This window comes from Oceanicoccus sp. (assembly GCF_029238675.1).
Lineage (GTDB): Bacteria > Pseudomonadota > Gammaproteobacteria > Pseudomonadales > Dasaniaceae > Oceanicoccus.
This window is the reverse complement of the sequence record NZ_JAQWFR010000024.1, coordinates 65,920-92,148: the sequence shown is the minus strand read 5'-3', so window position 1 is coordinate 92,148 and position 26,229 is coordinate 65,920. Positions and strand designations below refer to the sequence as shown.

At 43.8% G+C, this 26,229-nt stretch carries 20 protein-coding genes and 1 tRNA gene; 6 read left to right on the top strand and 15 right to left on the bottom strand.

What is annotated here, in order from left to right:
* Window positions 1-283 precede the first annotated feature (283 nt).
* The 3 genes from P8H32_RS08495 to arsB are packed head-to-tail and all read left to right on the top strand — an operon-like array spanning window position 284 to window position 2,132.
* A complete protein-coding gene (locus P8H32_RS08495) occupies window positions 284-628 on the top strand; it encodes a metalloregulator ArsR/SmtB family transcription factor (RefSeq protein WP_297292420.1) in 345 nt (114 codons plus the stop codon).
* 20 nt (window positions 629-648) lie between these two features.
* The gene (locus P8H32_RS08490; protein ID WP_297292419.1) at window positions 649-1,119 is read left to right on the top strand and encodes an arsenate reductase ArsC; all 471 of its coding nucleotides are present in this window, start codon (window positions 649-651) and stop codon (window positions 1,117-1,119) included.
* Complete coding sequence (arsB, locus tag P8H32_RS08485) at window positions 1,119-2,132, top strand: ACR3 family arsenite efflux transporter (protein ID WP_301089181.1); 1,014 nt, start codon at window positions 1,119-1,121, stop codon at window positions 2,130-2,132. Before P8H32_RS08490 ends, arsB begins: the two co-directional genes overlap by 1 nt.
* Before the next feature lie 44 nt (window positions 2,133-2,176).
* Here the strand turns inward: arsB and P8H32_RS08480 are convergent, their stop codons facing one another.
* A complete protein-coding gene (locus tag P8H32_RS08480) occupies window positions 2,177-2,605 on the bottom strand; it encodes a c-type cytochrome (RefSeq protein ID WP_297293113.1) in 429 nt (142 codons plus the stop codon).
* A 198-nt stretch (window positions 2,606-2,803) separates the two neighbouring features.
* Between P8H32_RS08480 and P8H32_RS08475 the strand changes: the two genes are divergently transcribed.
* Window positions 2,804-2,880 (top strand) — tRNA-Arg (locus P8H32_RS08475).
* Between the two features lie 23 nt (window positions 2,881-2,903).
* Here P8H32_RS08475 and P8H32_RS08470 read toward each other — a convergent pair.
* From P8H32_RS08470 to P8H32_RS08430, 9 genes are all read right to left on the bottom strand, one after another.
* Window positions 2,904-3,716, bottom strand: coding sequence for a VPLPA-CTERM sorting domain-containing protein (locus P8H32_RS08470; RefSeq protein WP_297293112.1), 813 nt, complete (start codon window positions 3,714-3,716; stop codon window positions 2,904-2,906).
* Window positions 3,717-3,858: 142 nt separating this feature from the next.
* Window positions 3,859-6,276, bottom strand: a complete 2,418-nt coding sequence (locus P8H32_RS08465) for a tetratricopeptide repeat protein (RefSeq protein ID WP_301089180.1) — start codon at window positions 6,274-6,276, stop codon at window positions 3,859-3,861.
* 33 nt (window positions 6,277-6,309) lie between these two features.
* A complete protein-coding gene (locus tag P8H32_RS08460) occupies window positions 6,310-7,935 on the bottom strand; it encodes a glycosyltransferase family 4 protein (RefSeq protein WP_301089179.1) in 1,626 nt (541 codons plus the stop codon).
* A 37-nt stretch (window positions 7,936-7,972) separates the two neighbouring features.
* Window positions 7,973-9,514 (bottom strand): VPLPA-CTERM-specific exosortase XrtD, encoded by a 1,542-nt coding sequence (xrtD, locus tag P8H32_RS08455; RefSeq protein ID WP_301089183.1) that lies wholly within the window; start codon window positions 9,512-9,514, stop codon window positions 7,973-7,975.
* A 376-nt stretch (window positions 9,515-9,890) separates the two neighbouring features.
* Window positions 9,891-11,171 carry a nucleotide sugar dehydrogenase gene (locus P8H32_RS08450; RefSeq protein ID WP_301089178.1) on the bottom strand — a complete coding sequence of 427 codons (1,281 nt, stop codon included), beginning with the start codon at window positions 11,169-11,171 and terminating at the stop codon, window positions 9,891-9,893.
* 72 nt (window positions 11,172-11,243) lie between these two features.
* Window positions 11,244-12,215: a GDP-L-fucose synthase gene (locus P8H32_RS08445; RefSeq protein ID WP_297291162.1), complete on the bottom strand. Its 972-nt coding sequence runs from the start codon at window positions 12,213-12,215 to the stop codon at window positions 11,244-11,246.
* Window positions 12,216-12,276: 61 nt separating this feature from the next.
* Window positions 12,277-13,407: a GDP-mannose 4,6-dehydratase gene (gene gmd, locus P8H32_RS08440; protein ID WP_301089177.1), complete on the bottom strand. Its 1,131-nt coding sequence runs from the start codon at window positions 13,405-13,407 to the stop codon at window positions 12,277-12,279.
* A 114-nt stretch (window positions 13,408-13,521) separates the two neighbouring features.
* Window positions 13,522-14,952 (bottom strand): DUF1501 domain-containing protein, encoded by a 1,431-nt coding sequence (locus P8H32_RS08435; RefSeq protein ID WP_301089176.1) that lies wholly within the window; start codon window positions 14,950-14,952, stop codon window positions 13,522-13,524.
* A 2-nt stretch (window positions 14,953-14,954) separates the two neighbouring features.
* Window positions 14,955-16,907 carry a DUF1800 family protein gene (locus tag P8H32_RS08430; protein ID WP_301089175.1) on the bottom strand — a complete coding sequence of 651 codons (1,953 nt, stop codon included), beginning with the start codon at window positions 16,905-16,907 and terminating at the stop codon, window positions 14,955-14,957.
* 410 nt (window positions 16,908-17,317) lie between these two features.
* Between P8H32_RS08430 and P8H32_RS08425 the strand changes: the two genes are divergently transcribed.
* Entirely contained in the window at window positions 17,318-18,214 is an 897-nt protein-coding gene (locus P8H32_RS08425; RefSeq protein WP_297291166.1) for a sulfotransferase, read from the top strand.
* A gap of 16 nt (window positions 18,215-18,230) precedes the next feature.
* On the opposite strand, the gene P8H32_RS08420 is transcribed toward P8H32_RS08425, so the two are convergent.
* A complete protein-coding gene (locus P8H32_RS08420) occupies window positions 18,231-19,106 on the bottom strand; it encodes a sulfotransferase (RefSeq protein ID WP_301089173.1) in 876 nt (291 codons plus the stop codon).
* A 160-nt stretch (window positions 19,107-19,266) separates the two neighbouring features.
* Here P8H32_RS08420 and P8H32_RS08415 point away from each other — a divergent pair, with 160 nt between their 5' ends.
* A complete protein-coding gene (locus tag P8H32_RS08415; RefSeq protein WP_301089171.1) occupies window positions 19,267-20,343 on the top strand; it encodes an acyltransferase in 1,077 nt (358 codons plus the stop codon).
* A 2-nt stretch (window positions 20,344-20,345) separates the two neighbouring features.
* Here the strand turns inward: P8H32_RS08415 and P8H32_RS08410 are convergent, their stop codons facing one another.
* From P8H32_RS08410 to P8H32_RS08395, 4 genes are all read right to left on the bottom strand, one after another.
* Window positions 20,346-21,449 (bottom strand): DUF563 domain-containing protein, encoded by a 1,104-nt coding sequence (locus tag P8H32_RS08410; RefSeq protein ID WP_297291169.1) that lies wholly within the window; start codon window positions 21,447-21,449, stop codon window positions 20,346-20,348.
* On the bottom strand, window positions 21,437-23,746 hold the full coding sequence (locus P8H32_RS08405) for a hypothetical protein (protein WP_301089169.1): 2,310 nt from the start codon (window positions 23,744-23,746) through the stop codon (window positions 21,437-21,439). The genes P8H32_RS08410 and P8H32_RS08405 overlap by 13 nt, the downstream gene beginning before the upstream one ends.
* Before the next feature lie 3 nt (window positions 23,747-23,749).
* Window positions 23,750-25,207, bottom strand: a complete 1,458-nt coding sequence (locus P8H32_RS08400; RefSeq protein WP_301089167.1) for a lipopolysaccharide biosynthesis protein — start codon at window positions 25,205-25,207, stop codon at window positions 23,750-23,752.
* Between the two features lie 84 nt (window positions 25,208-25,291).
* A complete protein-coding gene (locus P8H32_RS08395; protein WP_297291171.1) occupies window positions 25,292-26,212 on the bottom strand; it encodes a hypothetical protein in 921 nt (306 codons plus the stop codon).
* Window positions 26,213-26,229: the final 17 nt, after the last annotated feature.

Sequence of the window (26,229 nt, the reverse complement as noted above, 5' to 3'; positions counted from 1 at the left end):
TTGCTTTGGGGGTGGATCGATTGTTGATGCTTAGCCAGGGGCTAAAGGGGATTGCCGAAGCGATTAGCTTCTCCATAGACAGAGCCTGACTGTCATTCCCGCGCAGGCGGGAATCCAGCCTGCATGCTTATGCTGTTATTTCCGCTAAAGCGGAAATAACAGCACTGGATTCCCGCCTGCGCGGGAATGACGGGGGGCTGGATGGAGTATAGAAGGGAAAGAATTGACATGCGGAAAAACATATATAAAAATTACCATATATATGATTTCTCGGATATGTATTGTGAACCCATTAGCCTTCTATAAATGCCTTGCAGACGATACCCGTCTAAAGTCCATCTTATTGATACATTTGGAAAAAGAACTTTGCGTCTGCGAACTGACCGAAGCACTGCAAGTCAGCCAACCCAAGGTTTCCCGTCATCTGGCCCAACTCCGTGAGTGTGAATTATTGGAAGACCGGCGTGAAGGGCAGTGGATTTTCTATAGTCTCAGCCCTTCCCTGCCTGCCTGGGCCAGGGAAGTGATTCAAGCCACTGCTGATAACAACCCAGCCTATACCAAAGACCCTCACAAGCTGCTTTGCTGTATGGGTGACCGCCCTGAACGCAAACAGCAATGCTGCTAAACCCCCAAGACAAGCTTCCCATGAAAATATTATTTATTTGTACCCATAACCGTTGCCGCAGTATTTTGGCAGAGGCCGTTACTAATCACTGTAGTGATGGCCAGCTAATCGCGAAATCCGCTGGCAGCCAGCCTGTAGGAGAAGTGCATCCTCTATCGCTGCAGTATTTAACCGAGGCGAATATCTCTACCGACACTTTATGCAGCCAATCCTGGCATGACCATGAAAGCTGGCAAGCTGATGTGGTGATTACGGTGTGTGATTCCGCCGCAGGGGAAACTTGCCCGGTTTGGTTTGGTAAAAGCATTAAGGTCCATTGGGGGCTGGTTGACCCTTCCCGCCTTGAGGGCAGTGATGACGAAATTGCCGATGCCTTTCGGAACACCCTTGCAATACTGCAATCCCGTATCAAAAAATTATTAAGTCACGATTTAGACAAGATGAGTAGAGAAGAGCTCACCGTCACGTTTAAAGCTTTGGGAGAAAACTAATGGGAATTTTTGAGCGCTATCTGAGCCTTTGGGTTGGCCTGAGTATTATTGTCGGTGTGGTGCTGGGGAATTTTTTCCCTTCGGTGTTTCAACAGGTTGCCAGCTGGGAATATGCCCATGTTAATTTGCTAATCGCCGTGCTGATCTGGCTGATGATTTATCCCATGATGATTCAGGTGGACTTTGCCGCCGTTAAAGATGTGGGTAAAAAGCCAAAAGGATTAATCCTCACTCTTATTGTTAACTGGATTATCAAACCGTTTACTATGGCCGCTTTAGGCTGGCTGTTTTTTCATTTTGTTTTTGCCGATTTTGTTAGCCCTGAAACCGCCAATGAATATATTGCCGGGATGATTTTATTGGGTGTTGCTCCCTGTACCGCGATGGTGTTTGTCTGGAGCCAGTTAACCAAGGGCGACCCTAACTATACGCTGGTTCAGGTGTCGGTTAATGACATTATTATGATTTTTGCCTTTGCACCGATTACGGCGTTTCTATTGGGTGTAACGGATATCACTGTACCCTGGGAGACTCTATTATTATCGGTGGTGTTATATGTGCTGCTGCCACTGGTGGCTGGTTATTTAACCCGGCGCTTTATGCACAATCAAATTTCCGGTTTTGTTGATCAGTTAAAGCCTTTATCTGTTATAGGTTTATTGGCCACGGTGTTATTACTCTTTGGCTTTCAGGCTGAAACGATTTTAGCAAAACCGCAAAGTATTTTTATGATTGCAATACCGTTGATTATCCAAAGTTACGGTATCTTCTTTATTGCTTATTTTGCAGCGCGCTATATAAGGCTAACGCACAATGTAGCAGCCCCTGCAGCATTAATTGGCACCAGTAACTTTTTTGAGCTGGCTGTGGCCGTTGCTATTTCACTGTTTGGGCTCCACTCAGGCGCGGCGTTAGCTACCGTCGTTGGCGTATTGGTAGAAGTACCGGTCATGCTTTCGCTGGTCAAATTTGCTAACAAAACCCGCCATTGGTTTCCACCTTCGCGAGCATAAAAAAAGCCGCTCAATCGCGGCTTTTTTTATTGTGGATCAGTAAGTTACTTGCTGTTATCGAAGATATAGTCAACCACAGCTATAACGTCGTCATCGGAACAGCTCATACACAGGCCCTTGGCCGGCATACCATTGATACCGTTAATGGCATTGGCGTAAACCTGCTCCAAACCTTTATCCAGACGACCAGCCCAGGCATCGACATCACCCATTTTAGGAGCACCGGCAGCGCCAGTAGCGTGGCAGGCCATACAGTTGGTGTTGTAGATATCTTCCGGGGACTTGGCACCGCCACCGGATGAGGCTACTACGGCACCACAGCTGCTATCCCCTTCCATACAGACACTGCCAGCCGGCGCAATGCGCTCTTCAATGGCAGCGCGCTGCTTGTCGGATACACCGTGGGCAGAGACTGCCATACCCAATAATAAGATACCCATCAGCTTAACAGCATTGCTTTTTAACATGTTCATCACTCACTCTCTATACGCCAGATTAACAGGCGCGAATTATAGCCACTTTCCGCCCCAAGCGGAAATTTAAGGGCTATTAATTATTCCCGATCGGCAAACAGCCCCCGAAAAGGGCAATATCCGACGGATTCGTAGACTAAATGGGTGTTCATAGGTATGATGCGTGGCCTGCAAAAACCTCAGGGTTTAAGCAGCCCTCCGCCCGTAGCTCAGCTGGATAGAGTAGTGGCTTCCGAAGCCATTGGTCACAGGTTCGAATCCTGTCGGGCGGGCCATATAAACTCGGTGTATACCGGAATTATAAACGTGATCTACTACGTTTAATTCCCACTAGCCCAATCATAGCTGACCCCAACAACCATGCTGCTGCAGGTACAGGCACTGTTGCTACAGTCAACTTCTCAATAACAAATCTTTCAGTGGCATAAGCTTCGTTTACTCGAAAGTAAAATGAATCACCAGAAATTTGTGAGCTTGTATCCATAAAGCCCCAAGTCAAACCCTGATCATAACTCACTTCAATCTCTGGGTTGATGACAGCCTCAAGCAGACCTCGAAAAACGGATCTGTCGAAGTCAATTACGACTGGCTGATCAAAGTCTAACTGCATCACTTCATTATAAGACACTTTGTCATCGACATTGGGATCACACTGGTTACCAACCCCTTGTTTGTATTTCAATCCCTCATGGCAAACACCCATGGTACCAACATGACCTGTTGTTGTTATTTCATCCAGGTAGATCCAGGCGGTATAATTATCACCTGCCTCATAGGCACCGGGATAACTGCTGTCATAAGTGCCAACACCGTTATAGCTAGCCGACGCAGTTAAGGTGATGCTCTCTTTTTCCCAACTGAATGATTGAAAGGCTTGCTCTCCCGGGTTGCCCAGTGGAAATGTAACGCCATCAGCCAATACACCCGATATCTCACCTTGATTAGTGTCTACAAGGTTTGCAAAATTATAAACAACAGCAGCCTGTATATTGCTTGTCAGGAGAAACAAAAAGGAAAGACTGCATATTGATTTTTTCATTGTATCCATATCCATTTGATTCATTATTTTTTTAACATTGCTTTTTATGTTTTTAATACTGTTTTTTAACATAGAAAATCAGCAATGTAATCCAGTAAAATTGTTATTAGTACATAATTTCTATGTTCTATATCCTGTGCACTACGCTTAAGCATCCACCCAGTGCGCGTAGTCATAGTCCGCCCCGAAATCAGGGCGAAGCTTTTATAAAATATCAAGGTTGCAGCTGTTGCAAAGTACTCTCCGCCTCTTCCTTGCCAGCAAAATCAGCCTTCTTATCAGCCAAAGCCAACTCTAGCTGCTCCTTAGCCTGCTGTTTCATATCACTCTTATAATACGCCATACCCAAGTGGTAATGATAATCAGCACCTTTGCCACCAAACTCAATCGCTGCACTCAACAATGAAACCGCCTGAGGATAATTACCCTGCTGATATTGAACCCAGCCAGCAGTATCTAAAAAGGCAGGATTTTCCGTCGCAGCCAAATCAGCCGCAAGCTCAGCCGCCCGGGTCACGGTTTCGGCGCTATTAAAGTGATCCATTAATAAAACGGCTAGATTGTTTTTGACCACCAGGGCATCTGGATTATCTGCCAGTAAAGTTTCATAGCTATCTACCGCTTGCTGATGTTGCTTTGTAGACTGATAGTACTCGGCAAGGGCTAATCTTAATCCGTTGTTTTTCGGGTTTTGTTTAAGGCCATCCAGATAAAGAGATTCAATTTTTTCAGGCTTGCCTTGAACAAAATAAATTCGGGCCATAGACAGGTAGGCCGAATTTCTATCAGGGTCCTGCGCAATGGCCGCCTGCAACTCTGACAGCGCCGAGACCTGGTCACCACTGCGTAAATACAAATTGGCTAGCAGTTCTTTAGCATGGATCTGGTCAGGGTAATTTTCAGCATGGGCTTTAACAAAACCAATCGCTTTCTCTGTTTTCTCCAAAGCCACATAGGCGGCAGCTAATGAGCTCAACGTCTCAACACCTGCAGGCTGCAGTTCGATAGATTTTTCTAATACGCCAACCGCAGTAGCATATTCTTTCTGGCGTAAATAGACTCGGCCTTGCAGGTAATAACCTATTGCCATGGTTTGACTATTCTCCGTTAGCTTGGCTGCGGTTGATAGCGCATCATCCCAGCGCTGCTCACGGGTATATAAATTAGTCAGTAATTGCACCACCTCAGGGTTACTATCATTAACTTCTTTAGCGGCCTCAAGTTGAAAAAGCGCGTCTTCAAGCTGACCCTTGGCAATCAATAATCGAGCAGACCCCACAAGAGCTGGCAAATTCTTTGGCTCAATGATCAATAAGCGCTGGTAATTATCCAGCGCCAAATCAGCTGAGTTATTATTCTGGTGGGCCACGGCCAAGAGGGTTAACGCCTCAACAGATTCCGGGTCATTTTTTAGCACCACTCGTAAATCGGGGATAGCGCCGTCAATATCATTCTCTTGCAATTTTAATTTTGCCCTTACAAGTAATGCATCGGTGTTTTCTGGCTCCAGCTCAAAAATTTCGGCTAATAGCAGATCCGCTTTTTCTCTATCTTCCTGTAAGATGGCTATGACTGCCAAGCGATTACGCGCATCCAACGCAATGGTGTCTTTCGGAGTAGTATCAATTACGTATTGATAAAGTGCGATAGCTTTATCAATCTCTTTATTATCTGTATAAACTCTGGCCAATTTATCTCGCATCGCAAAGTTGTCCGGCAAGGCAGAAATATATTCTTCCAGCTGCTCTCGACCACTTTCAACCCCGCGATTTTTAAGTAAAAATTCCACTAACCATAGTTTAAACTGATCTTCTTCTGAGTTAGTAGCAACAGCCTCCCTTAGCGTTTTCTCAGCATCTGCTTTGCGTTGTTCAACATTCTCTTCAGTAGCACCTGACTGTAACTGGTAGTTTGCTAACTGGCCAACATAGATAATATTTTCAGGATACTCAGCAATTAGCTCCCGGAATAACTGAATAGCTCCATCTCTATTCTTTTGATTAGCCATAAGTCGAATTTTTAAAAGTTTTAAAGATTCACTTTTAGACTGACTGGCAATGCCCTTGGTAATTGTTTCTAAAGCTAATTCCGGGTTCTCTTCAGCATAAAGAGCCGCCAAGACTGTCGTTGCCTGCACATGACCTGGTTCTATCGATAACGCCAACTGTGCTTTCTCTATGGCCTGGTCTTTCTTCTCTTGAGAAGCAAAAATCGCGGACTGAGTACCCAGCGCGTCTGCATTATTGGCATCAACGGCTAATACCGCATCAACCTTTTCCTGTGCGCCATCCAGATCCTTTGACATATAGAAATACGAGGCGAGCTTATTAAGTGATTTTATATGGCTGTCATCAATCTCTACCGCTGCATTAAAGTTTTTAAACGCACCCCGAAAATTCTTATTGGACTCGGCAATCATGCCTGATAAATAGCGTGCATCCGCATTATTAGGATTTATCTGCAGCACATTTTTAACTTCGATTTTAGCTTTATCAAAATTTTCCTGGTCAAAATATTCTTGAGCCTTATTGAGATACTCAGCCTGGCGATTTTCCCCTCCTCCACAAGCCACTAACAGCATTGAAGAAAGCAATACTGCCGTACCCGCTTTTTTAAATTTACCCAATGACATTCTATTCTCCCAAAAATCTATCAATTTATTACGTTATATATATGTAACTATGCCAATAACAAAGAGGCCTAAAATTGACCCCATGCTTAAAAATTTCAACTGCGCCCTGCTTTCTCGAGCCAATAAAAACTCACAGGCATACATTAACACTGCCAGGCGAAGAGCTATTTCACCGACGGGGAAGCCCTCGCTAACATTAAGGGGTAGCTGAGGTACTATAACTACCATCAGTAAAATAAGTAAATCCTGTGTATCAAGCCTGAATTGTTCCTGGCGACTCATCCTAATTGACAGCATTAAGAAAGCCGTCAGTATCACCAGGAATGTGTCAATATAGTTCAGATATAACGGATTTTGTATATTGGTAGAGATCAAATAGATTAAAAATACGCTGACCGAATAACAAGAAACCCTCGTCAACACTGCTGCTATGGACCTAAAAATAACCCCCAGCACTGCCAATATAACGGCCAGAACAAGCGCCGCCCTTGAAAACTGGGAAGCCATATCTGTTAATAGAAAGGGCGCGACAATAAAGAATAGAATGAGCACAAGCTGTACTATTGGCGCCGAATAGTGATGAACCCACCCAACCTTACGTAATAGCAGGTTGCGCCTGTCGCGGGCCGAGTCTCCAGGCTGAGGCGTCCTGACCACCCAGCCTATTCTGTGTGCTGTATACAAAGAGCCTAAAACAACTAACAGGTACAACATATAAAAAGAAAATAATGCAATATCGCTTTCAAATCGTAGGAAATAGGCACCGCTCATCATCAAGATTTGAAGGAGATAAATGATGCCAACAACTTCGTGATGCTTAAATTGTAGTTTTACCAGCTGGTGATGAAAGTGCTCTTTATCTGGCCCCGGCAGTGGTAAACCTTTTTTAATTCGGACCGGTACTACCTGCAAAATATCTAATATCGGCAAGCCCAAAATAATAACCGGCAAGAATGTATTGAGCGCCGAAGATTCAGACTGGGTCACGGCTATGGCTAAACAGGCGGTAATAAAACCCAAAAATTGACTACCGGCATCGCCCATAAAAATCCTGGCAGGGAAAGTGTTATAACGTAAAAAACCTAACACGCCGCCAATAACCGTCAATGAGATCAAAGCCACATTCTGGTCGTCAACAATCGTAGCCAATATGGCAATGGTGGCTAAAGCTAACAGACTGGTGCCGGCAGCTAAGCCATCCAGCCCATCGGAAAAATTGACTCCGTTAATCACCCCCAGTAGAAAAACAAAGGTTAAAGGCCAGCTCATCCATACCGGCATGGCCTCTAAACCAAAGAATGGAATTTGATGAACCACTATGCCGCCCATCATTACCACGACAACGGCAAGCGACTGCCCGAAAAGCTTCCATTTATAATTAAGCTCAGTGCGATCATCCAGTAAGCCAAATAGAATGATTATGCCGCTGCCAATTAAGAGATAAGGAATATAACCATCCATTGATAGCAGCAAAAACAAAGGGATAAAGACACCCAGAATAATCGCCAGGCCACCACTTCGGGGCATCACCTTATCATGTATTTTCCGGTCGGCGCCTGGGTCGTCAACTAACCGCAACTGCGCGGAAAACCGGATCAGCAAAGGCATAATCGCTATGGTTAAAAACAACGCGACCGTGAAGCTATAAATTAATTCCATCGATTATGGACTCTATCAATATCTATTTTCATTATTATTAAAGCTTTGCGCCTGGAATATAATCGGGAATCAGCGGGTAAAAATCCTGGATAAACTTGATGCCATGCTGTTCTGACTCCTCAATATTATCAATATCAGGTACTGGCACAGTTACTCGCACCAGCGCGCCGTCGGTTCTATTGTCCATCATCGAGTCATAGAATACGTACCACTTTGCCTCATACTCATTGGTAATATTGCGGCCTCGTTGTTCAAACCAGTAGTAGACGATTTGGGCTGAATTATCTTTGCGGATTAATACCCGGTTTACCTCAAGTGGCTCACCAGACATATGCTTAACGCCTGGTATTATTAATTGATCCAGACCTTTGAACTCCCAACCACCACCTGGAATACAGGTTCTTGGCGAGTGAATGGCGGCCCCCTGGCGTTGAGATTCATAGTAGGCGATATAAAAATTTATCGGGAGTGGACTAGTTCTGGTCGTATAATTAGCCATCAAATAGTCTGTGAGTTTTAATACTCCTAAAACATTGTTTTCAATTGAGCTCTCTCTACCAATCCACTTCTGGTTATATAAAGGAAACCGCTTTAACTCTGTGCGCTCCAAGGTCATAGTTTCCCTGGTCTCTAAAAGCTGTTTGCCTAGCAGAGCTGTAACGATCAACACCAGGCACGCAATAAATGGACGCTGTTTTTTCCAACTGATATTAAATTGGGAAAGGCTTATAATTTCGTCGGGCATATCTAAATCCACTTTATCCCACATATTTAGCTTGGATTTTGAAAATAGATGTAGCAACCACATCTCGAGTACCAATACACCCAGACAACCCATGAAGACAACCCAGCCTTCAAAGTCGTGCAAAAAACCCTCCGCCATCTCTATGCCCCAGTACTCAACTGTGACACCAATAACACCTATCCTGAAGCTATTCATCAATACTGTAATGGGTATAGTCGATAAGAAAAGAAACGCTCTTTGCCAGGCAGGAACCTTATATAAATAAGCGATCAAAAATCCAAAGCTCATTAAAGGAAACAAATATCTCAATCCACTGCAGGCCTCGACAACTTGCAATTTATATACGCCCAAATCAATAATATTGCCCTCAAGGTAAACACTGATATCAAATAGACGAACAACAGCAACACCTATGGCGGATGATATCAACTGCAATTCCGAAGACAGTGCCTTGTAGACAAACTGCGGCAATGGCACCATGAATAATAAATAGACAAACGCTGCCCATAACAACGCCGTAGGACGCCAGCCTAGAAAGGCGAGAAAGAGACTAACAACACATAATAAAAAGCCGTATTGAACAACCTCATAAACGGTTGCCATTTCTCCGATAAAAAATGCCATCAAGCCTAATAGGGTACCTATTAAACCCAACCAGGATCCTTTTGAAGTTAATGGCGGTAATTGCTGCTGCTTTTGCCATATGAGATAAGCTGCAACTAACGGAATCATAAAGCCATGGCTATACTCTTCCCTATCCCAGGCACCAACCATTTCCCCCAGACCTTCTTGAAAAATAATAATCAACAACCCAAAAGCGGCAACTAATAGCACCCACAATAATACATAGCCCTCGTTAGGCGGAGTTTCACCCTCAACATTATTGCTGCCCGAGCTTAGATTATCATTACTGACCATAGGTATACTTCCTGAAAATAATTCGATATATCGGCTGACTAATTTAAATCCAAAGATCTAAACCCACACCTTTAGTTTGCCCAAGCAACATGGGCCGCTAAATCGTCATATGGGTATTCGAGTGGGAACAGCCTCAAATTTAGTCTTTTTTATAGTTATAGCATCTAAATATGGCACGCAAGCCAACGTTGTTCAAGAAAAGGGGGGGCTAAATGGTATTTATACCAATGACCTCAAACATTTGGGCTAAATAAAGCATTCACGACTAGCTGGGGGAATAATGCTGAATAGACTACAGCCAGCCATCACAAATATCTTTGGGCAAAACGCTCTTGACGTCATATATCACCGCCTGGGATTTACCTAATGCTACTATTTCCTCGGGCTTCATGGCGGCAAACTCATTATGGGAAACAGCCAGGATGACGGCATCATATGTATTAGGCTTCGGTTTTTCGACAAGGCTTAGATTATGACGTTGTTTTATTTCCTCATCATGGCCAACCCAAGGGTCGTAGACATCGACGTTAGCATTATTTTTTTCCAGGCTGCGAATAATATCTATGACTCTTGTATTTCTCAAATCGGGGCAATTCTCTTTGAAAGTGACCCCCAAAACGAGAATTTTGGCGTCCACAATATGAATTCTCTTCTGGGTCATCAGGCTAATGACTTCACTGGAAATAACATTGCCAATTGATTCATTAATTTCTCTAGCTTCTGAAATGATTCGTGGCTTGTATCCTGCACGCTCAGATTTCGTATACAAGTAATAAGGATCAACCCCTATACAATGCCCGCCTACTAAGCCTGGCCGAAATGGCAAGAAATTCCATTTGGTTCCTGCGGCGATTAGGACATCATTAGTATCGATAGATAAGTTTTTAAAGACTAGTGCCAACTCATTAACTAATGCAATATTCACATCGCGCTGTACATTTTCAATGACTTTAGCCGCTTCCGCCACTTTAATAGATGACGCTCGATGTGTGCCAACCTCAACAATAGTGTCGTAAAGTTCACCGATGTAATCAGCAACTTCAGGCGTAGATCCAGAGGTTATCTTAGTGACATTGGTTAAACGGTGCTCCCTATCGCCGGGATTAATTCGCTCTGGACTATAACCCGCATAGAAACCGCTGTTTAAAGCCAATCCCGAGCATTGTTCAATAATCGGCACGCAAAACTCTTCGGTACAACCGGGATAAACCGTAGATTCATAAATCACGATAGCGCCTTGACTAATTACATCTCCAACCAGCTCACTAGCCGCATTCAATGGTGTCAGGTCAGGTCTTTTGTCTTCATCAATGGGTGTTGGTACGGTGACTATAAATACATCTGCAGTGCGTAATAATTCTTTTGTGTTGCTTATTTCAAGAAGGGAAGATTGTCCTAGCTCGTCAGCCGTTGTTTCATTGGTACGGTCATAGCCCTTCTGAAGCTCAGAGATTCTACTACTGTCAATATCATAGCCGATCGTTTGTATATGCTTTCCGAACTCAACTGCGAGCGGCAAGCCCACATAACCTAAACCAATAATGGCTAATTTAACATCTGATAATTTTTTCATAGTGGTTACTTTCTAGTAGTTGATATCTATACTACAACCAAGGATCGTTAATCCCTGCTCTTGTTACTCTTATTATTCTCTAAAAAGAGCCTGATTATTAATAAACCAATCATAACTATGTGCAAGGCCGGTCATTAAATCATACTGCGGTTGCCAGCCAAGTTTTTGCAGCGTAGATACATCCATGAGTTTTCTTGGCGCGCCATCAGGTTTTGACGCATCAAAAACTATCTCACCTTTAAAACCGCTAATCTCGGAAATGCATTCGGCAAGCTCACGAATGGTGACATCAACTCCGGTTCCAACGTTAATATGAGACAACATTGGCTCTGTAGACTGTTCATACTCATATTTTGGCAGAGACATAACATGAATGCTGGCCGCGGCCATATCATCCACGTGAAGGAATTCACGCATAGCGTTACCAGACCCCCATACCTCAACGGTCGAATCAGAACTTTCGACAGCGCTATGGAATTTACGAAGTAACGCGGGGATCACATGGCTGTTTTCCAAATGAAAATTATCAAAAGGACCATAAAGATTGGTGGGCATTACCGATCGGTAATCAGTTCCATATTGACGATTATATGATTCACACAGCTTGATGCCCGCAATTTTGGCAATCGCATAGGGCTCATTGGTTGGCTCAAGAGCCCCCGTCAATAATGCAGACTCTTTCATTGGCTGTGCTGCCAACTTCGGGTAGATGCATGAGCTTCCTAAAAACAACAAGCGCTCTACGCCGGCACTATGTGCCTCATGAACAATATTGGCCTCAATCATCAGGTTTTGATAAATAAACTCTGCAGGGTAGTTATTATTAGCTTGAATGCCGCCGACTCTCGCAGCCGCCAGAACGACGTACTCAGGCTTTTCTGACTGCATAAAACCACGCACAGACTGCTGGCACAATAAGTCCAACTCTGATTTATCTCGGGTGATGATATTACTATAACCTAACGACTGTAACTGACGAACAATCGCTGAGCCAACCATACCTTTATGGCCGGCGACAAACACTCTGGCAGTTAGATCTAACACTAGCACCTACTTTTTTTAAGTTTTAAAAGGATCATTAGAACTGCTGTTCCATGATCGGCGGCTATTCTTCCGTTAAAGAAACATCAAATCCCTTGTGCTTTAACAAGGCAAAACGTTTTGCCTTATCGAGATCAAAGTTCACCATCTCAGTCACTAACTCTTCAAAGCTGGTAGTGGGAACCCAGCCCAGCTTTTCCTTAGCCTTGGAAGGGTCACCTAATAATGTTTCTACTTCCGTTGGACGGAAATAACGGGGGTCGACTTTTACGATCTTTTTGCCGACAAGTTGTTCAGTCTTTAGGTCACTATCTACAGAATCAACTGACTCCACTATACCCACTTCATCAACGCCACTGCCTTCCCAGCGTATATTAATGCCTAGCTCCGCAGCAGCTACGTTGACAAACTCTCTCACGGAGTATTGCTTGCCGGTGGCAATGACAAAATCTTCAGGCTCATCTTGTTGAAGCATACGCCATTGCATTTCTACATAGTCTTTAGCATGACCCCAGTCACGCTTGGCATCCATGTTACCCAAAAACAGCGTGTCCTGAATGCCCATTGCGATATTAGCTAAAGCGCGGGTAATTTTACGCGTTACGAAGGTTTCTCCGCGTCGCGGTGATTCGTGATTAAACAAAATGCCATTACAGGCATAGATGCCATAGGCTTCTCGATAATTCACAATTATCCAGTAAGCATACATTTTTGCCACGGCATAAGGAGAGCGGGGATAAAAGGGCGTCTTCTCTGTCTGGGGAATTTCCTGAACCTTGCCATAAAGCTCGGACGTAGAAGCCTGGTAAAATTTTGTCTTCTTCTCTAGCCCTAGTAGGCGAATAGCCTCCAGGATACGCACCGCCCCCATGCCATCGACATCGGCGGTATATTCGGGAGATTCAAAAGAAACCGCCACATGACTCATAGCACCCAAATTATAGATTTCATCGGGTTGTATATCGCCAACTAAACGCACTAGATTAGATGTATCAGAGAGGTCACCATAATGCAGAAAAAACCTGACATCCTTCTCGTGCCTGTCTTTATAAATATGGTCTATACGATCTGTATTCAGAGAGGCTGCTCGACGCTTAATGCCGTGAACCTCATAACCTTTGTCTAACAAAAGCTCCGCCAAATAGGAGCCGTCCTGGCCTGTAATACCCGTTATTAAAGCTACTTTATTACTCACTTAAAATATCCCGACTTATTTTTGCTGGTATTTAACCACAGAGTGTCTTTCTATGGCCAGAAGAGTTTTTGGCACTATTTATACTGTTTTTTTAACAAATGACCTGATCATTTACTAGCCAAAAAGGCTGTTGAGATCAACGCCAGCTTCAAGAGGGCCACTAGCTGCATTAGGGCAAACCAATTCGCCTGAGCCAGGACTGACCCAGTCGCAGACTTTTGCCAACACCCGCTCCAGTGAGGTCTCCCCGACAATATCTGTGCCGGGTATTTCAAAGGGCGTTCGGCCAGCGCCATCAGAGAGGTCAGGCAGGGCTTCTGCCAATGGAAACATGTCTCCTCGGATACCGCCATTAACTGCCGGCCCGATGATTATCGAATAACTTGCAGTACCATGATCAGTACCCGATGAGCCGTTCGCTGCTAATTGACGACCAAAATCAGACCCAAACAGATAGACGGTGCCCTGAAAGGCTGTTGGTATATTAGACGCCATTTCAGACATGACGGCAGCTAAACCACCACTCAGGGAAAAGACATCAGTCAAATTCAAAGTAATTTTTTCTTCAAGTGCTGCGTGATGATCCCAATCTCGATAATCAAATGAAAATACTCTGGAATTAACTTTATCCGAGATAAAAAAACTATCGTATAAATTTTGGCACTGCTGGGTGAACTTGTCGTTATTTAAGTTCAGGTTCTGCAATAGCGCTGGCAGGGGAGCAAGGGACAAAGCATCTTCAATATCTCCCCCAAATGTATCTAGAAAACTATGATGTTTGAAGAATTGGCGATAAGGCCACCCTGCGGTTTTCTCTGACTCTATCTCTATACCGCGCGCATGATAATAAGCCGCCAAAGACCTTATAAGAGCGTTTCTATTGCTGGCAATATCTTCACCCTGGTTAACCTGCGGCAGTGACATATCCCGCAAATTGATAGCGTGAAAAACATGCTCTAATCTCGCCGCAGAGTTAGTGCCACTACAAAACAAAGACACCGCTTCGGTTAACGCCGCAACATTTGACTGACCAGATATTGTCTCGGCCAGACGCCCTCCCCAGCCGTCACGCTCAGTATCAATACGACCAGTAGTGACATCGCCTGCATTCACAATTAATTGTGAATGATCGTGTCGTCGATTTTTAGAACCAACCACATTGGAAATTATCGCAACGTTTCCAATAGTAAACTGCTGGGCTAGCCAGTCACAGCTTTTGTGAATCCCAAAAGAAAAACCGCTCTCACTGTCAGTAACGGTTATATATTCACTGTCATACATAGATGCATAATCTGCATAATCACCGGCAGCATACAGGGCCGCCCTTGCAGACCAAAATTGCTCTACATAAGTGGGGTCGTAATCAGGCGCTGGTACAAAAACAAACCTGAAGTCAGCACCCCCCTCCAGCATAACGTTGACCAGGCGTCTGTCAGTCTGTGGCACATCGGCGAATAAATTATGGCTTGCAGCCGGCAATAATAACCCGCCGGCGCTTGCTGCAAAGGCACTTAAAAACAGCTTATTAAATTCTCGTCTATTCACTGTTATTGGCCCGCGGTCACAAAGGTATAAGGCAAGGCCGCAATAAAGCTAACCGCTAAATCAATTTGGGTGTTAGCCTCTTCCCTGCTCGCACTACTATTGTTATTCAATTGAAGGCTTGTTGATGCCAGCATATCAATGACACCTAAAAGACCTGGGTCGGTAGTTAATTGTTCGCTACTATAATAAGCTAAACTATCTGTACTCACTGCTGGTGCCAGCTCCGTTATCAACAAACCAAAATCTTTGCCGTGAACCAATAAGGCTAGAATCTGGGATCTGGCGATAACATCATAATTTTTAAGTCCATCACTGTTGATTCTTTGCCATAAAAAACTAGCCACCTCATCGGCAATGTAATCGCCGTTTTCATCGGCAACCAGCAATTTACGCCAGTCTTTACTCCATGTAACTTCGGTGTCTAAACTTGAGTCTGTGTAATAGTTATTTTTTTTAGCGGTAAGGCTTTCACCGAAATTTTCTGTAACCGCCTCATAGGCTTTTTTAAACAAGCCAGTACTTCGAGCGGCATCTAAACCTGTTTGACCACCAAACACATCGTGAGCCGGGCTGAATGGACTAGCCCCTTGACCAACCAGAAAACCCAGTAAGCCCCATTGAGTCTTGCGTGCCGTTAGTAGCTCATGGTTATCCAGCACGACGGCATTATAGAGTGAAATATTTCGATCAAAAGCATTTTGATATTTAATGGTATCGCTGTCGTGAAAGGTTGTAGAGATCGCGTAAGACCTTATAAATTCCAGCAAGTCATCATCGGCATCCAGCCAACCCTGACGAATAACTAATTTCTTTTCCTCGGTTAAACGGTCATCGGCCAGGGTTTCGATAATATAAATGGGTAAATTGCTAAGTGCCTCTGGGTGCTTTGAAGCCAGCGGGGATAGCTGGTCAATTTTTTCCTCCGCTGTCGCGCCACAAATTTGCTCTCTTAAAATTTCGAGACAACCTGCATGATGGTTGGTGCCATTATTTAATTCATTGCCTTTGCCATCAATATGATCAGTGAAATTAATCGGCTCTAACCAATGATCAACGCTAGCGCCACTACCATAGGCACCATACTCGCGATCTATATCCATGCCTGTCAGCACACGGGCATTATTTTCTATGGTCACAAATTCATGATAATCCTGATGTTCTTGCTCACCTTGAATTCTAAAAAAGAGCTGAAAGTACTCTCGGGCAAAATCGTCATTACCCGAAAACTGCCCCATATCGTTGTCGTAGGTATTGGCACGGTGAGCGTATAACTTAGACACTGTAGCGGACTTTGAAGCCTCTGCAATCACCGCAGTAAAGGGAATACCGGAGACTAAATACTCCATCATGGCATCGTAATAACTGGTATAAATCCCGCTCTTGGTGCTTCTGAAATCCACTGCCATTTGGTAGTTGGTCAGGAAAAAGGTGATTTTATGCAGAAATGGGTTAACCCCTCGAGTGCTTACGGCTTGTACCCAGGTACGCTGAAGGTTGGTAGGACTAAGGGCGGCCTGACGGCTGAGTAATACATTATATTGCTTGCGAAAGTTCCAGCGCACGGGGTTGGCACTATCATCGCTACTCCAGAATTCCTGCAGAGTTCTCAGCGACTCATTGTAATTAGCCGTCTCGCCATCCATTGGGGACAATTTTTCATTGCTGTAACTAAACGTTAGCATTTCAGCGATAGCGGTTTGCGGGGCGGTACCAGCCCAGGCCAGGATTTGCTCATCCGTGGCCAAGCCATTGTAGGCGAAAGTTTTGAGCACTTTCCTGACACTGGTCTGTGTCCAATCATCAATACTCACTACCTCAAAGCCGGGCTGGGGTGTTTCACTCCACTGGTCACTGGTATTGGCACTGGTATTGGCACTACCGCCTGTCCCTGAACTATCAGCTGAACTATCATCCGAACTAACGGCTGAACTATCATCCGAACTAACGGCTGGCACTGCGGGCCGATTGGTACCAGTCTCCACAGCGGCGGCGGGCCCCGCGCCAGACCCGCCGCCGCCGCAGGCCACCAAGCCAGCTACAACCAGCCCGGCTAGAACAGTTTTAAAGAGGCATAGAAGGATCGAGCCATGATGGAAACCATGCCTTCCAGGTCTGCTAGCAATCATTATCACTAACCACTAATTCGCTTATTATAATATTTGAGTACAACCATAACGCCAAAATGAATGCCTGAACAGTGTAAAAAAGTCCATATCGGGGCAAATCTGTATTATCACCCTCTATTATCCACAAAATTGCTCTGGAGTAGGATCACTCTAATAGGCATAATTAGGAAATAACGACCTATATCCTATTACCTTTTGGAAGCACACACTTTATGCCCCACTCTCCTGGAAAGCTCTTTATGGTTGGATGCTCCAGGTCAGGGACCACTCTTCTGCAAGCAATAGTCAGCGCCCATCCAGCGATAGTCTCGTTTCCTGAAACCCAATTTCTATCCTGTATTATTGGTCAAACCGAGGAGCGGCTATTTGGCAACCCTGGCGGTTACAAACAACGCCTTAAAAGCCGTATTCAGCGCTATATGCTGGCCATAGGGCTTGCTCCCCAGCCACGCTCGGGGGCTCGCTCCCTGGCAAGGTTTGCTGACAATATAGAAGATCAGGCATTTCAACGCCTGAGTTTTGGGCAACAACTTACCGTTAAATCACAATTCAAACGTTTACTTGAGGTACTCGAAAGACAATCACTGCAACGCAGCGCCTCGCATTGGCTAATTAAAACCCCCAATAATATTGCTTATATGGATGTTATTGAGCAACACATTCCCGATGCAAAGTTCATCCACATAGTGCGCCCGGGGGAAGATGTCGTGGCCTCCTTATATGATGCTGCACAAAAATATCCCGACACCGCCTGGAATACGACGTTTTACCAGGGAAAGCTTGAACGGCTAGCCACTAACTGGTGCCGTGCTATACGTTATTCGGCAGACTGTGCCAACAACAATAACCACTTCATTGTTTTCTATGAGGACCTTATCAAAAATCCCGAAAAAGTTGCCGAGCAGCTTTTTGCTTTTATTGGCGTTGAAGAAAACACAGGCTGTATCAGCGACTTCTCTAATCAGGTTGAATCGGTCAAAACCACCAAGGAAGCCTGGAAGACCAATATGGGAAGCCAGATACAAAGCCGCAATAAGTATGATGAAATCTTCAATGAAGATGAAAAAAAGACACTGATGAATATTCTAAAAGAGATTGAGCTGGAAAAACTATTTCAAAGGCTGCCAAATAACTAGTAGGCCATGGCTATAGCTATTTTTTCAGCCAATGGGACAAATCCCTGCCAGTTAACTCACTCAATCTGTCGACGTCGGGCTGTAAGAGGCTACAAATCTGCTCAAGTGCCTCCGCCTCAACGGTAAGAGTTTCCTTATTCGCAGGCGCCTTAGAGCGTCTCAACCACTGATTAATGCCCATTTTACGGCCCTGCTCTACTATCGTACCCAGACCTATTGACCTTAGCGCGCGACCAGCGGTGGCAACGATTTTAGTCGTGCCGCCAGCGGCCGGAAGATAGGATGCATTCGCAACCGTATCTAACTCCTGTGGTATAAAGCTGGCATCTACTTCCAGAAACTCATATAGCTCACTAATAAGCTGCTGTGGCGCAGAATAAATATCCTCGAAAAAAACAATTTTGATTTGCTCTTTGGGAAACACCTTATACCAACGCTCGAGATGAAGGGCATACCGCGACTGCATGATATAGGCAGGGTTATTATCAAGCGCATGTTTCAGGGAAAAATTATCACCCCAAATCTGCCGCCCACGTACTTGGTGCTTGTGGTTTGAAATAATACGTTCTATAGGGTCTCTTAGGCAGACAAATAGTTTTACATCCGGGTTATACCGCCGAATACGCTCAGGAATATCACTATTATAAAAATAGGAGGTTGAAACCTCCCCCCTCTTCAACCCGGGCGAGGCTTCTGCAAAATGACTCTCATACCATTGATAGCCTCGATCATAAAAACTACCAAAGAACTTTGTATCCTTGTCCTGCCCCTGGGCAGCATAAATCCCGGGATGCTGACTTAAACAGTGGTGGACCCATGTCGTACCACATTTCTGCGCACCTATACCAATAAAAGAGGCCTTATGACCACTGGTGTTATCGTTATCGCTCATGGCATTACTCAGCAAATGGCTCTCGTTATGGTGGTTATAGTAATATTACTGTCTGTAGCTGTAAGATATGTACTTATATAAACGATTGCAAATAGACTAAAAATGATAGTATTCATGTAATCTGCCAAAAAAAACATAATTAACGGTATATAAAACACCCATGACTGCCAGACACACTCTTGAATCGATACAGGCACTACGTGCCATTGCTGCAATCTTAGTCGTTATCTTGCATAGCTACATGCACCTCGCCGCAAGGGATCTGGTATCCAATGATTTAACGACATTTGGTGTTGGCCGTGCAGGGGTCGATATTTTTTTCGTTATTAGCGGATTTATCATGGTTTATGTAACGCAAAATGCGTTTCAAACACCGGGTAGTAGCAACTCATTTATTATAAAACGATTTATCAGGGTCGCACCAACATACTGGCTCTACACGTCGTTTATCGCCCTGTTATTATTCCTGTCGCCTGAAAATTTTAGTGACGGTAAAAGTTTTAATATCAGCCATTATGTAACCTCGATGTTATTTTTACCCTATCCAACACCCCATGATGGCGCTATTAAAACCATTTTGCCGGTTGGCTGGACATTGCTGTATGAAATGTATTTTTATTGTGTCGTCGCTATTTTATTATTTTTCCCTAAGCGTTTATTTTTATATCTACTGGCTTTTTGGTTTATCGGCAGCTGCATTCTTGGCAGCATTTTCTTCGCCGATGTTTGGCAGCTTAAGGTTTATACACACCCATTGTTACTTGAATTTCTAATGGGTTGTATTATTGCCACTGTTTATTTCAACCGAAACTCTATTCCCTCTCCGCATCTATGGTTTTTCTTTGGCGCTGCACTTTTATTTGTTTCTATGTTCTTTGATACCACCCCTAAATGGCGGGTGGTCAAGTGGGGGATTCCAAGCTTCTTTATTGTTATAGGTGCTATTTATTGGGAGCGTATGTACTCTATTAACATTCCCACAATTTTAGCCAGGCTTGGAGCCAGCTCTTATTCGTTATATTTAACACACCTTTTTACTATTAACCTTTTAGGCTTCACTTGGCGAAAAGTTCTCGGATTAGAAGTCCACTTTAGTGTCTTTATCGTCACCGCCGTTATACTTTCTATTATTGGCGGTCATGTCTGTTATCTATTAATCGAACAACCGGTGACGCGATGGCTAACCCGAGCTGTGAAAAAAAATGCAGATAAGACGACAAGTAAAAGTCTTGCATAATGCTATAGGGCCAGACCTTCTATACGCTCCCTAACAAGGTTAACCGGCAACGCCACATCAACATTTATTTCATCACCTTCGCCCACCACATAATGATAATGGCCGCCAACAGCCTTTGTTAGAAAATAGTAGCTGGGCTTTACCCATTGATAAGGAAAAAGTTCAATAACCTGCAGGCCGCTGCTAAAAACCAGGTTGGTAAAGCCCGCCCCATGTAAACCGATAACACATTTTGCATCATAAAATAATTCTATCTGCTCAGATAGGGAAAGATCCTCGAGGTTAAAAACCTCAAATCCATAGCCTTTCACACAGGCAATCATTTCGTCTTCGTTTAGCAATCTTCTTTTTGGAGCTTTTTGCCTGGAAATATAGATAAGCCGATTGGCCTTTCGTTCTCGCTGGGGTAGCACATGCTTACCAAGCCAGTCCAGGTAGGCGCTGGGCACAAAGCCTGAAAACTGCCTGGTTGCAAATGTAGCAAAAAGACAGCGCTCTAAATGATATGACTTCCCGGCTTCTATAATCTCGACTTCAACATTATCAGGCAAAACCAATTCCAACAGTGCAGCTTCAGCGCCGGATAATTTCCCGGGTATAAGCAATCGAACATTTTCCGTAAGGCCAAGGGCCGTATCAGATAGCGCCATAAGGCGTGGCAAATTGTCGATTAGCGCATGATAAAAATTATTGCTCACGCCACGAAAAACCATGTTTAAGCCTTTATAGGACTTACAAACAGGGCGACGCGCATTCTGCCATCTGAATGATCTGGTGCTTTTCATGGTACTACTACTTTCGCTGATAAATTTCCTTTGCGGCGAGAGTAGTAGGTTCTTGGCCGTGCACTCTGCCACATAAATCAAATTTTCTAAAACCCTAACCGTAGCCGTCATGGAGCTATGACTGGCTTCCTGTAAATGGGACATATGCGGTGTAACAGGCATGCCAGGTAACTCCTGGCAATCAATCGTCTCAGCGGGCAAATAAACAATCGGCCCGATTGGCGAGGGCATTTCGTCGACACTCACCGACCTTAACAGCAAAGGTGATAACGCATAGGAGGGGTTAAGGGTATTTTTTAAATATCTTATTAGCTGACGCATGATGGTGCTCCAACGAGTACCCAGGGAGAGTCCAGGCTTTCTGCTGTTAGGCTAACAATTTCCTTATCGCCGTTAGCAATGACGGCATTATCGAGTCTTGTTTTACTGCCATCAGCCCTAATACTATAAGCAATCCTGCTAGTGGTGGACAGTTTATTTAATCGCAGTTGTATCTCACCGGTATTAGCCCTGATTTGAGGTTCGCCCTTTGTCATCGAGTGAATCGATTTCTTTCCGTCTTTATCGTAGCTGAAATAAGCCTTCGAATTTTTTATCGGCCCACCCACTGTTGTTAAAATACATAATGACTCTGTTAGGGGCTGATCATCAAGGCTGATAGCGGATAGGCTTCCCTGTTGTGATAAATTGACAGATAAGACCCCGCCTTTGTTTTGGTTGTTAACTAGGTCACCTACCAATGCTTCAAATTTTTTCGTATAAATATTAAAGTGACCATTTTTGTAGCTTACTGGCTCGACGACTGCAGCCATGCGGTTATTTCCCCTCTCAGGCTTAAAATCACAGCCCTCACCGATAGCGGCACGAACATACTCTATGCCATGGCGCATGATGACTGTTTCAAAATCTTGTTTTATTTCTGGCCGTAACAAGCCCTTTTGATATAACTCGTTTTTATCTTTAGCATGGCAGTACACCGCCCTGATTTCTGCCTGTTCTATGTAATCTTTCTGGAATGCCAGCGCCATAGAGGGTAGCAAGGCTAAATGTAACGGACTGCCAGTAATGGTATATGACGATTCAGCCGTCGTCGTTTTATAATCTGGCCCTGGAGAATTAAAGTATAGCTGCATATCAAGACCATCTACCCCCATTCTTGAGCCAAGACCCAGCATAATGAATAAACCCTCATAAGCATAATCACTCCATACAACATGATTCCACTCACTGGCTATAAATGGCCTGTCAACCAGGTTGGTTGGCAGCAGCCGGGATATCCCAAACCGGGTATCATTAAATAAAGGTCTTAAACTTTTTTCACCTGCTGTCATCTCCTTGATATAACTCCGATTAGTAACAAGGAGGTCTTTGGTTCTTTTATTGGTTTTTTTATCAACTATATATCTGCCACCACCATAGTAGATATGCCCTTCAATATAATTTCCATGGAGATAGCTGGCATACAAACTGCTATAACCCATCCATTTATTATTGCCTGTATATAAGCGATCATAGCCAACAGATTTAACCGATGAAGAAACAGCCTCCGCAATAGCGATATCAAGTGATATCAAAAACTCTGAGGTATCCGATATGCGTGCAGAGCTCATCAGGGTTATTCTGGTTAACGGCCTGAGAGCAACGCTGCCGTCATCAATATCTTCTGTACTTTCCAGGCCTACTTTTCCCGATTGCAACCAGGCTTCTCTCAATGCATCGTTTGTCTTATATTTTTGCTTTAAAAAATCAGCGAACTGCTTTTCAATTTTTTCTGCCCACTCAGGGCTAAATTTACGCAGCCGAGTATAATAGGTAAGCACTGAAGTATCTTCGTTAACGGCATTAAAATAGATATTGGCGTTGTCTTCAGCATAGGTTTGTTGAGTATATGGGTTGTAATGTGCTAAAAATTCCCTGGACCACTCGGCGACTTTAGTTCTACCCGCCTCATCTATAACGCGCAGGGTTCTATAATGTTTGTAGGGCTGTTCTTTGACATTCGGTTCAAGAATATTGGTGTCACGAAATAATTTCGAAGAATTATTATTAATAGAAAAGGAATAGTATATACCCCGCTCCTGTAACTCTTTGACTAAATAATCCAGGCGATCCAATAATTCAGATTTGATCACTCCATTTTTATGCCAATTTTGTATCGCTTGCTCTGCGTTACCATCAAAACCAATAAACCGGATATGGTTAAAGCCATAGCTGGCAATCTTATCCGCTAATTTAGCCGCATCTTTTTTAGGTGGGGGCACAGCGTTGCCGCCAATAGAGTTTGAAAATGCTATACCTGCACCCCAGAGTTTAAAAGGCGTACCGTCTTCAAATACCAGCTTTTCACCCACCGCTCGCAAACGGCCATGCTTTCCTGCAGGGGCATCCAGTACACGCCCCCCCATCGCAATCGGTGAAGGTAGTTGCTCATCCCAGTCCAGATTAAAATCGAGCCATATGAGCTTATCAAGCTGCTCGGCATTGACTGGATAAATAGAGACAACGCCGGCCAGCAGTATAAGTGCGAGCAGGCGAGGAGATTTCTTATGTTTTAAAAACATGTTTAATGGACTCTTCCATTTGCATATGATTTTTTTCTTATCGTAAACTGCGCACATTGATTATTGGGGATGTTTTTTCCGTTTAAGCATGGCACTTAAACGATTGTCATTGAGCACCATCCAGCCCATATATATAGCAACCAGCATTGCGGCCAGTAATATCTGTTGCCATTCAGGCAGAGAAAAATAGTGTTGTACTAGAACAATGGGTAATGAAAAGAGTACCGACTTGACAACAACTCCTATGAAAACGGGCATCATCGTAAACCTGGGCACACCGACCTGAGTAAGAATCCAATATCCACGGGATGAACTTAAAAATATCACAAATACTGAGAGCAAGGTAAAAGTCATCTCTGGCGACTCAGAATAAATTCCACTGATAAGAGCGGCCACAGTAAAAGATAATTTTAATACAGAAAACATAGCCAACTGCTTCTGCTTCTCCAAAATATTAAATATTCTCGACAGCGGCTGCATAACAAAAGAAGCGATAAATACCGGTATTAGTAGCACACTATAACTTCCAGCCTGCCGCCATTCTTCACCAAAAACCAATGCAAATGAAGAAGCGGCCACAAAGGAAAATATAACCATAGGCGGGACTATCCAGCTAATCAGGTAAGTTAAAAGTTCAGCGGTGATTTTGGCAATCGATTGGTTGTTCCGATGTAGTTCGGTAGCTTTTTGGTAAAACGTTTTTGACAGGGCCCGCCCTACTATTAAGGAAGGTTCTGCCAATACTCTTTTAGCCAGAGCATATAAACCTGCGACGACCGGCCCAAAAATGCTCGCCAAAACAATAGTTGGCAATACCATATCCAACTGTTGAATAACTCCGGCCCATGCATATTTTGCGAAGTTGTTGTAACGTCGGGCAACCGCTCGAATGCTGCCAATACTTGCCTGCTTATCCGGTGTTTTTGCTATTAACATTAACAGGATGCTGGACAATAAACCCAGCGCCCTACCGACAACCAGTGTTGATGCCGATAGATACGCTAATAAACCACCGCCGATGGAAACCGTCCGGTCTGTAATGGCTACACCAATTGACGTACCAGCCAGATATTTAAACTGCCGTGCTCGCTGCAATTTAGCATCCAACACACGGCGTATCGAAACAAGAAATATTAGTACAGGCACAAAATAAATTAGTCCGTGTGCCTGGGAGATCTCTAAAAGGTTCGCAATGTCTGTCCCTATAAATGCTATGACGATGGTAACTAGCAGCGTTAATGCTAATATAAGATAAGTGGATAACCAAAATAAGGACGAGGCATCGGACTCTTTTTCAGGCAGCATGATAGCCTCGTGATATCGCAAGCCCGCGAAGGCGACAAAAGGCCCCGCACAGGCCACGATCACAGAAAACTCACCAAAAGCCTCCGGGCTAAATAGCCGTGTAATCACAGGTGTTAATGCCACCGTGATAAACTGTGCTCCTGCATTACCACCCACTAGTGCTGCGGTATCGAAAAAGAAGTTTTTTTGTTTATCGTTATTTTTTGAGGTCAAATTATCAACGCCTTACATGCACTTTTTTCATTAGTCTCAACACTATAAAACCATATAGCTGAAATAGTTTCTTGCTGGTTACTTTCACGGCTTAATATAACCATGCTTCTCGAAAGCCAAGGGGTAGCGCTCGCTCAATCTCCGATTAGACGCCTTATAATATTCATCAATAAACTTGATATTATCATCGCCCAGCAATGCTTCCGGTGTGGCCTTTTTATTAAATAGCTTTATCTTATTCAGTTTAGGCAGAACCCTTCGGGCCAGGCTGTGCAGCCCTGGTAAATGTAATAAATAATATTTATAAATCATCGCCTCTCGTGAAAAAACATTTATTAATCGAGACAACTGTAATATGCCACGACCATAGGCAACATTGACTCTTGCCTTTGGCATCACTGAACAGACAATATTAAGATCCTTTTTATATTGCTTAATAAATCCTTCTCCGTCGGCAGAAAAGTCTTCATAGAGATAGAGGTGTATATTTTCTTTTCCAAAAAGGCTCTCGTAATACTTTAGTTTTAAGTCATAATCGAAATGCTGAAAAGAAAACAATGCCTCTCTATGCGTCTTTTGAAACTCTTTATGGAACAAATATCGACTAGCCGAATAGTTTCCACCATTTTTTATATATTGTGAATAAGCTGAAGCGATCATACATTTTTGGTTTCTAATAAATAGAACAATCTTAGGATTTTCTACTTTATCCTTTATTCGGCGTGCAATTTCCATCGTCGCAAACGAATTCAGGCCACCCGCTTGTATATTGCCAGAAAGCTCTTCATGGCAAAGAATTTTTCCTGACATCGCTATATCTTTTTCTTCGCTGCCCGTTTCTTCCAAGCCCCTGGGGTCAAGAAAAATCTTTTTAACTTGATAGTGATGCATGTAGTCCAGATTTTCTACACTCGGATAAAACTGACGTTGAAACCAGCTGGTTCCTGTTTTGTGAAATCCCATATGGACAATGGGCCTTTGATTTAAAGAGTTATCTTCTGGCATGCTTTTAATTCCGGGGT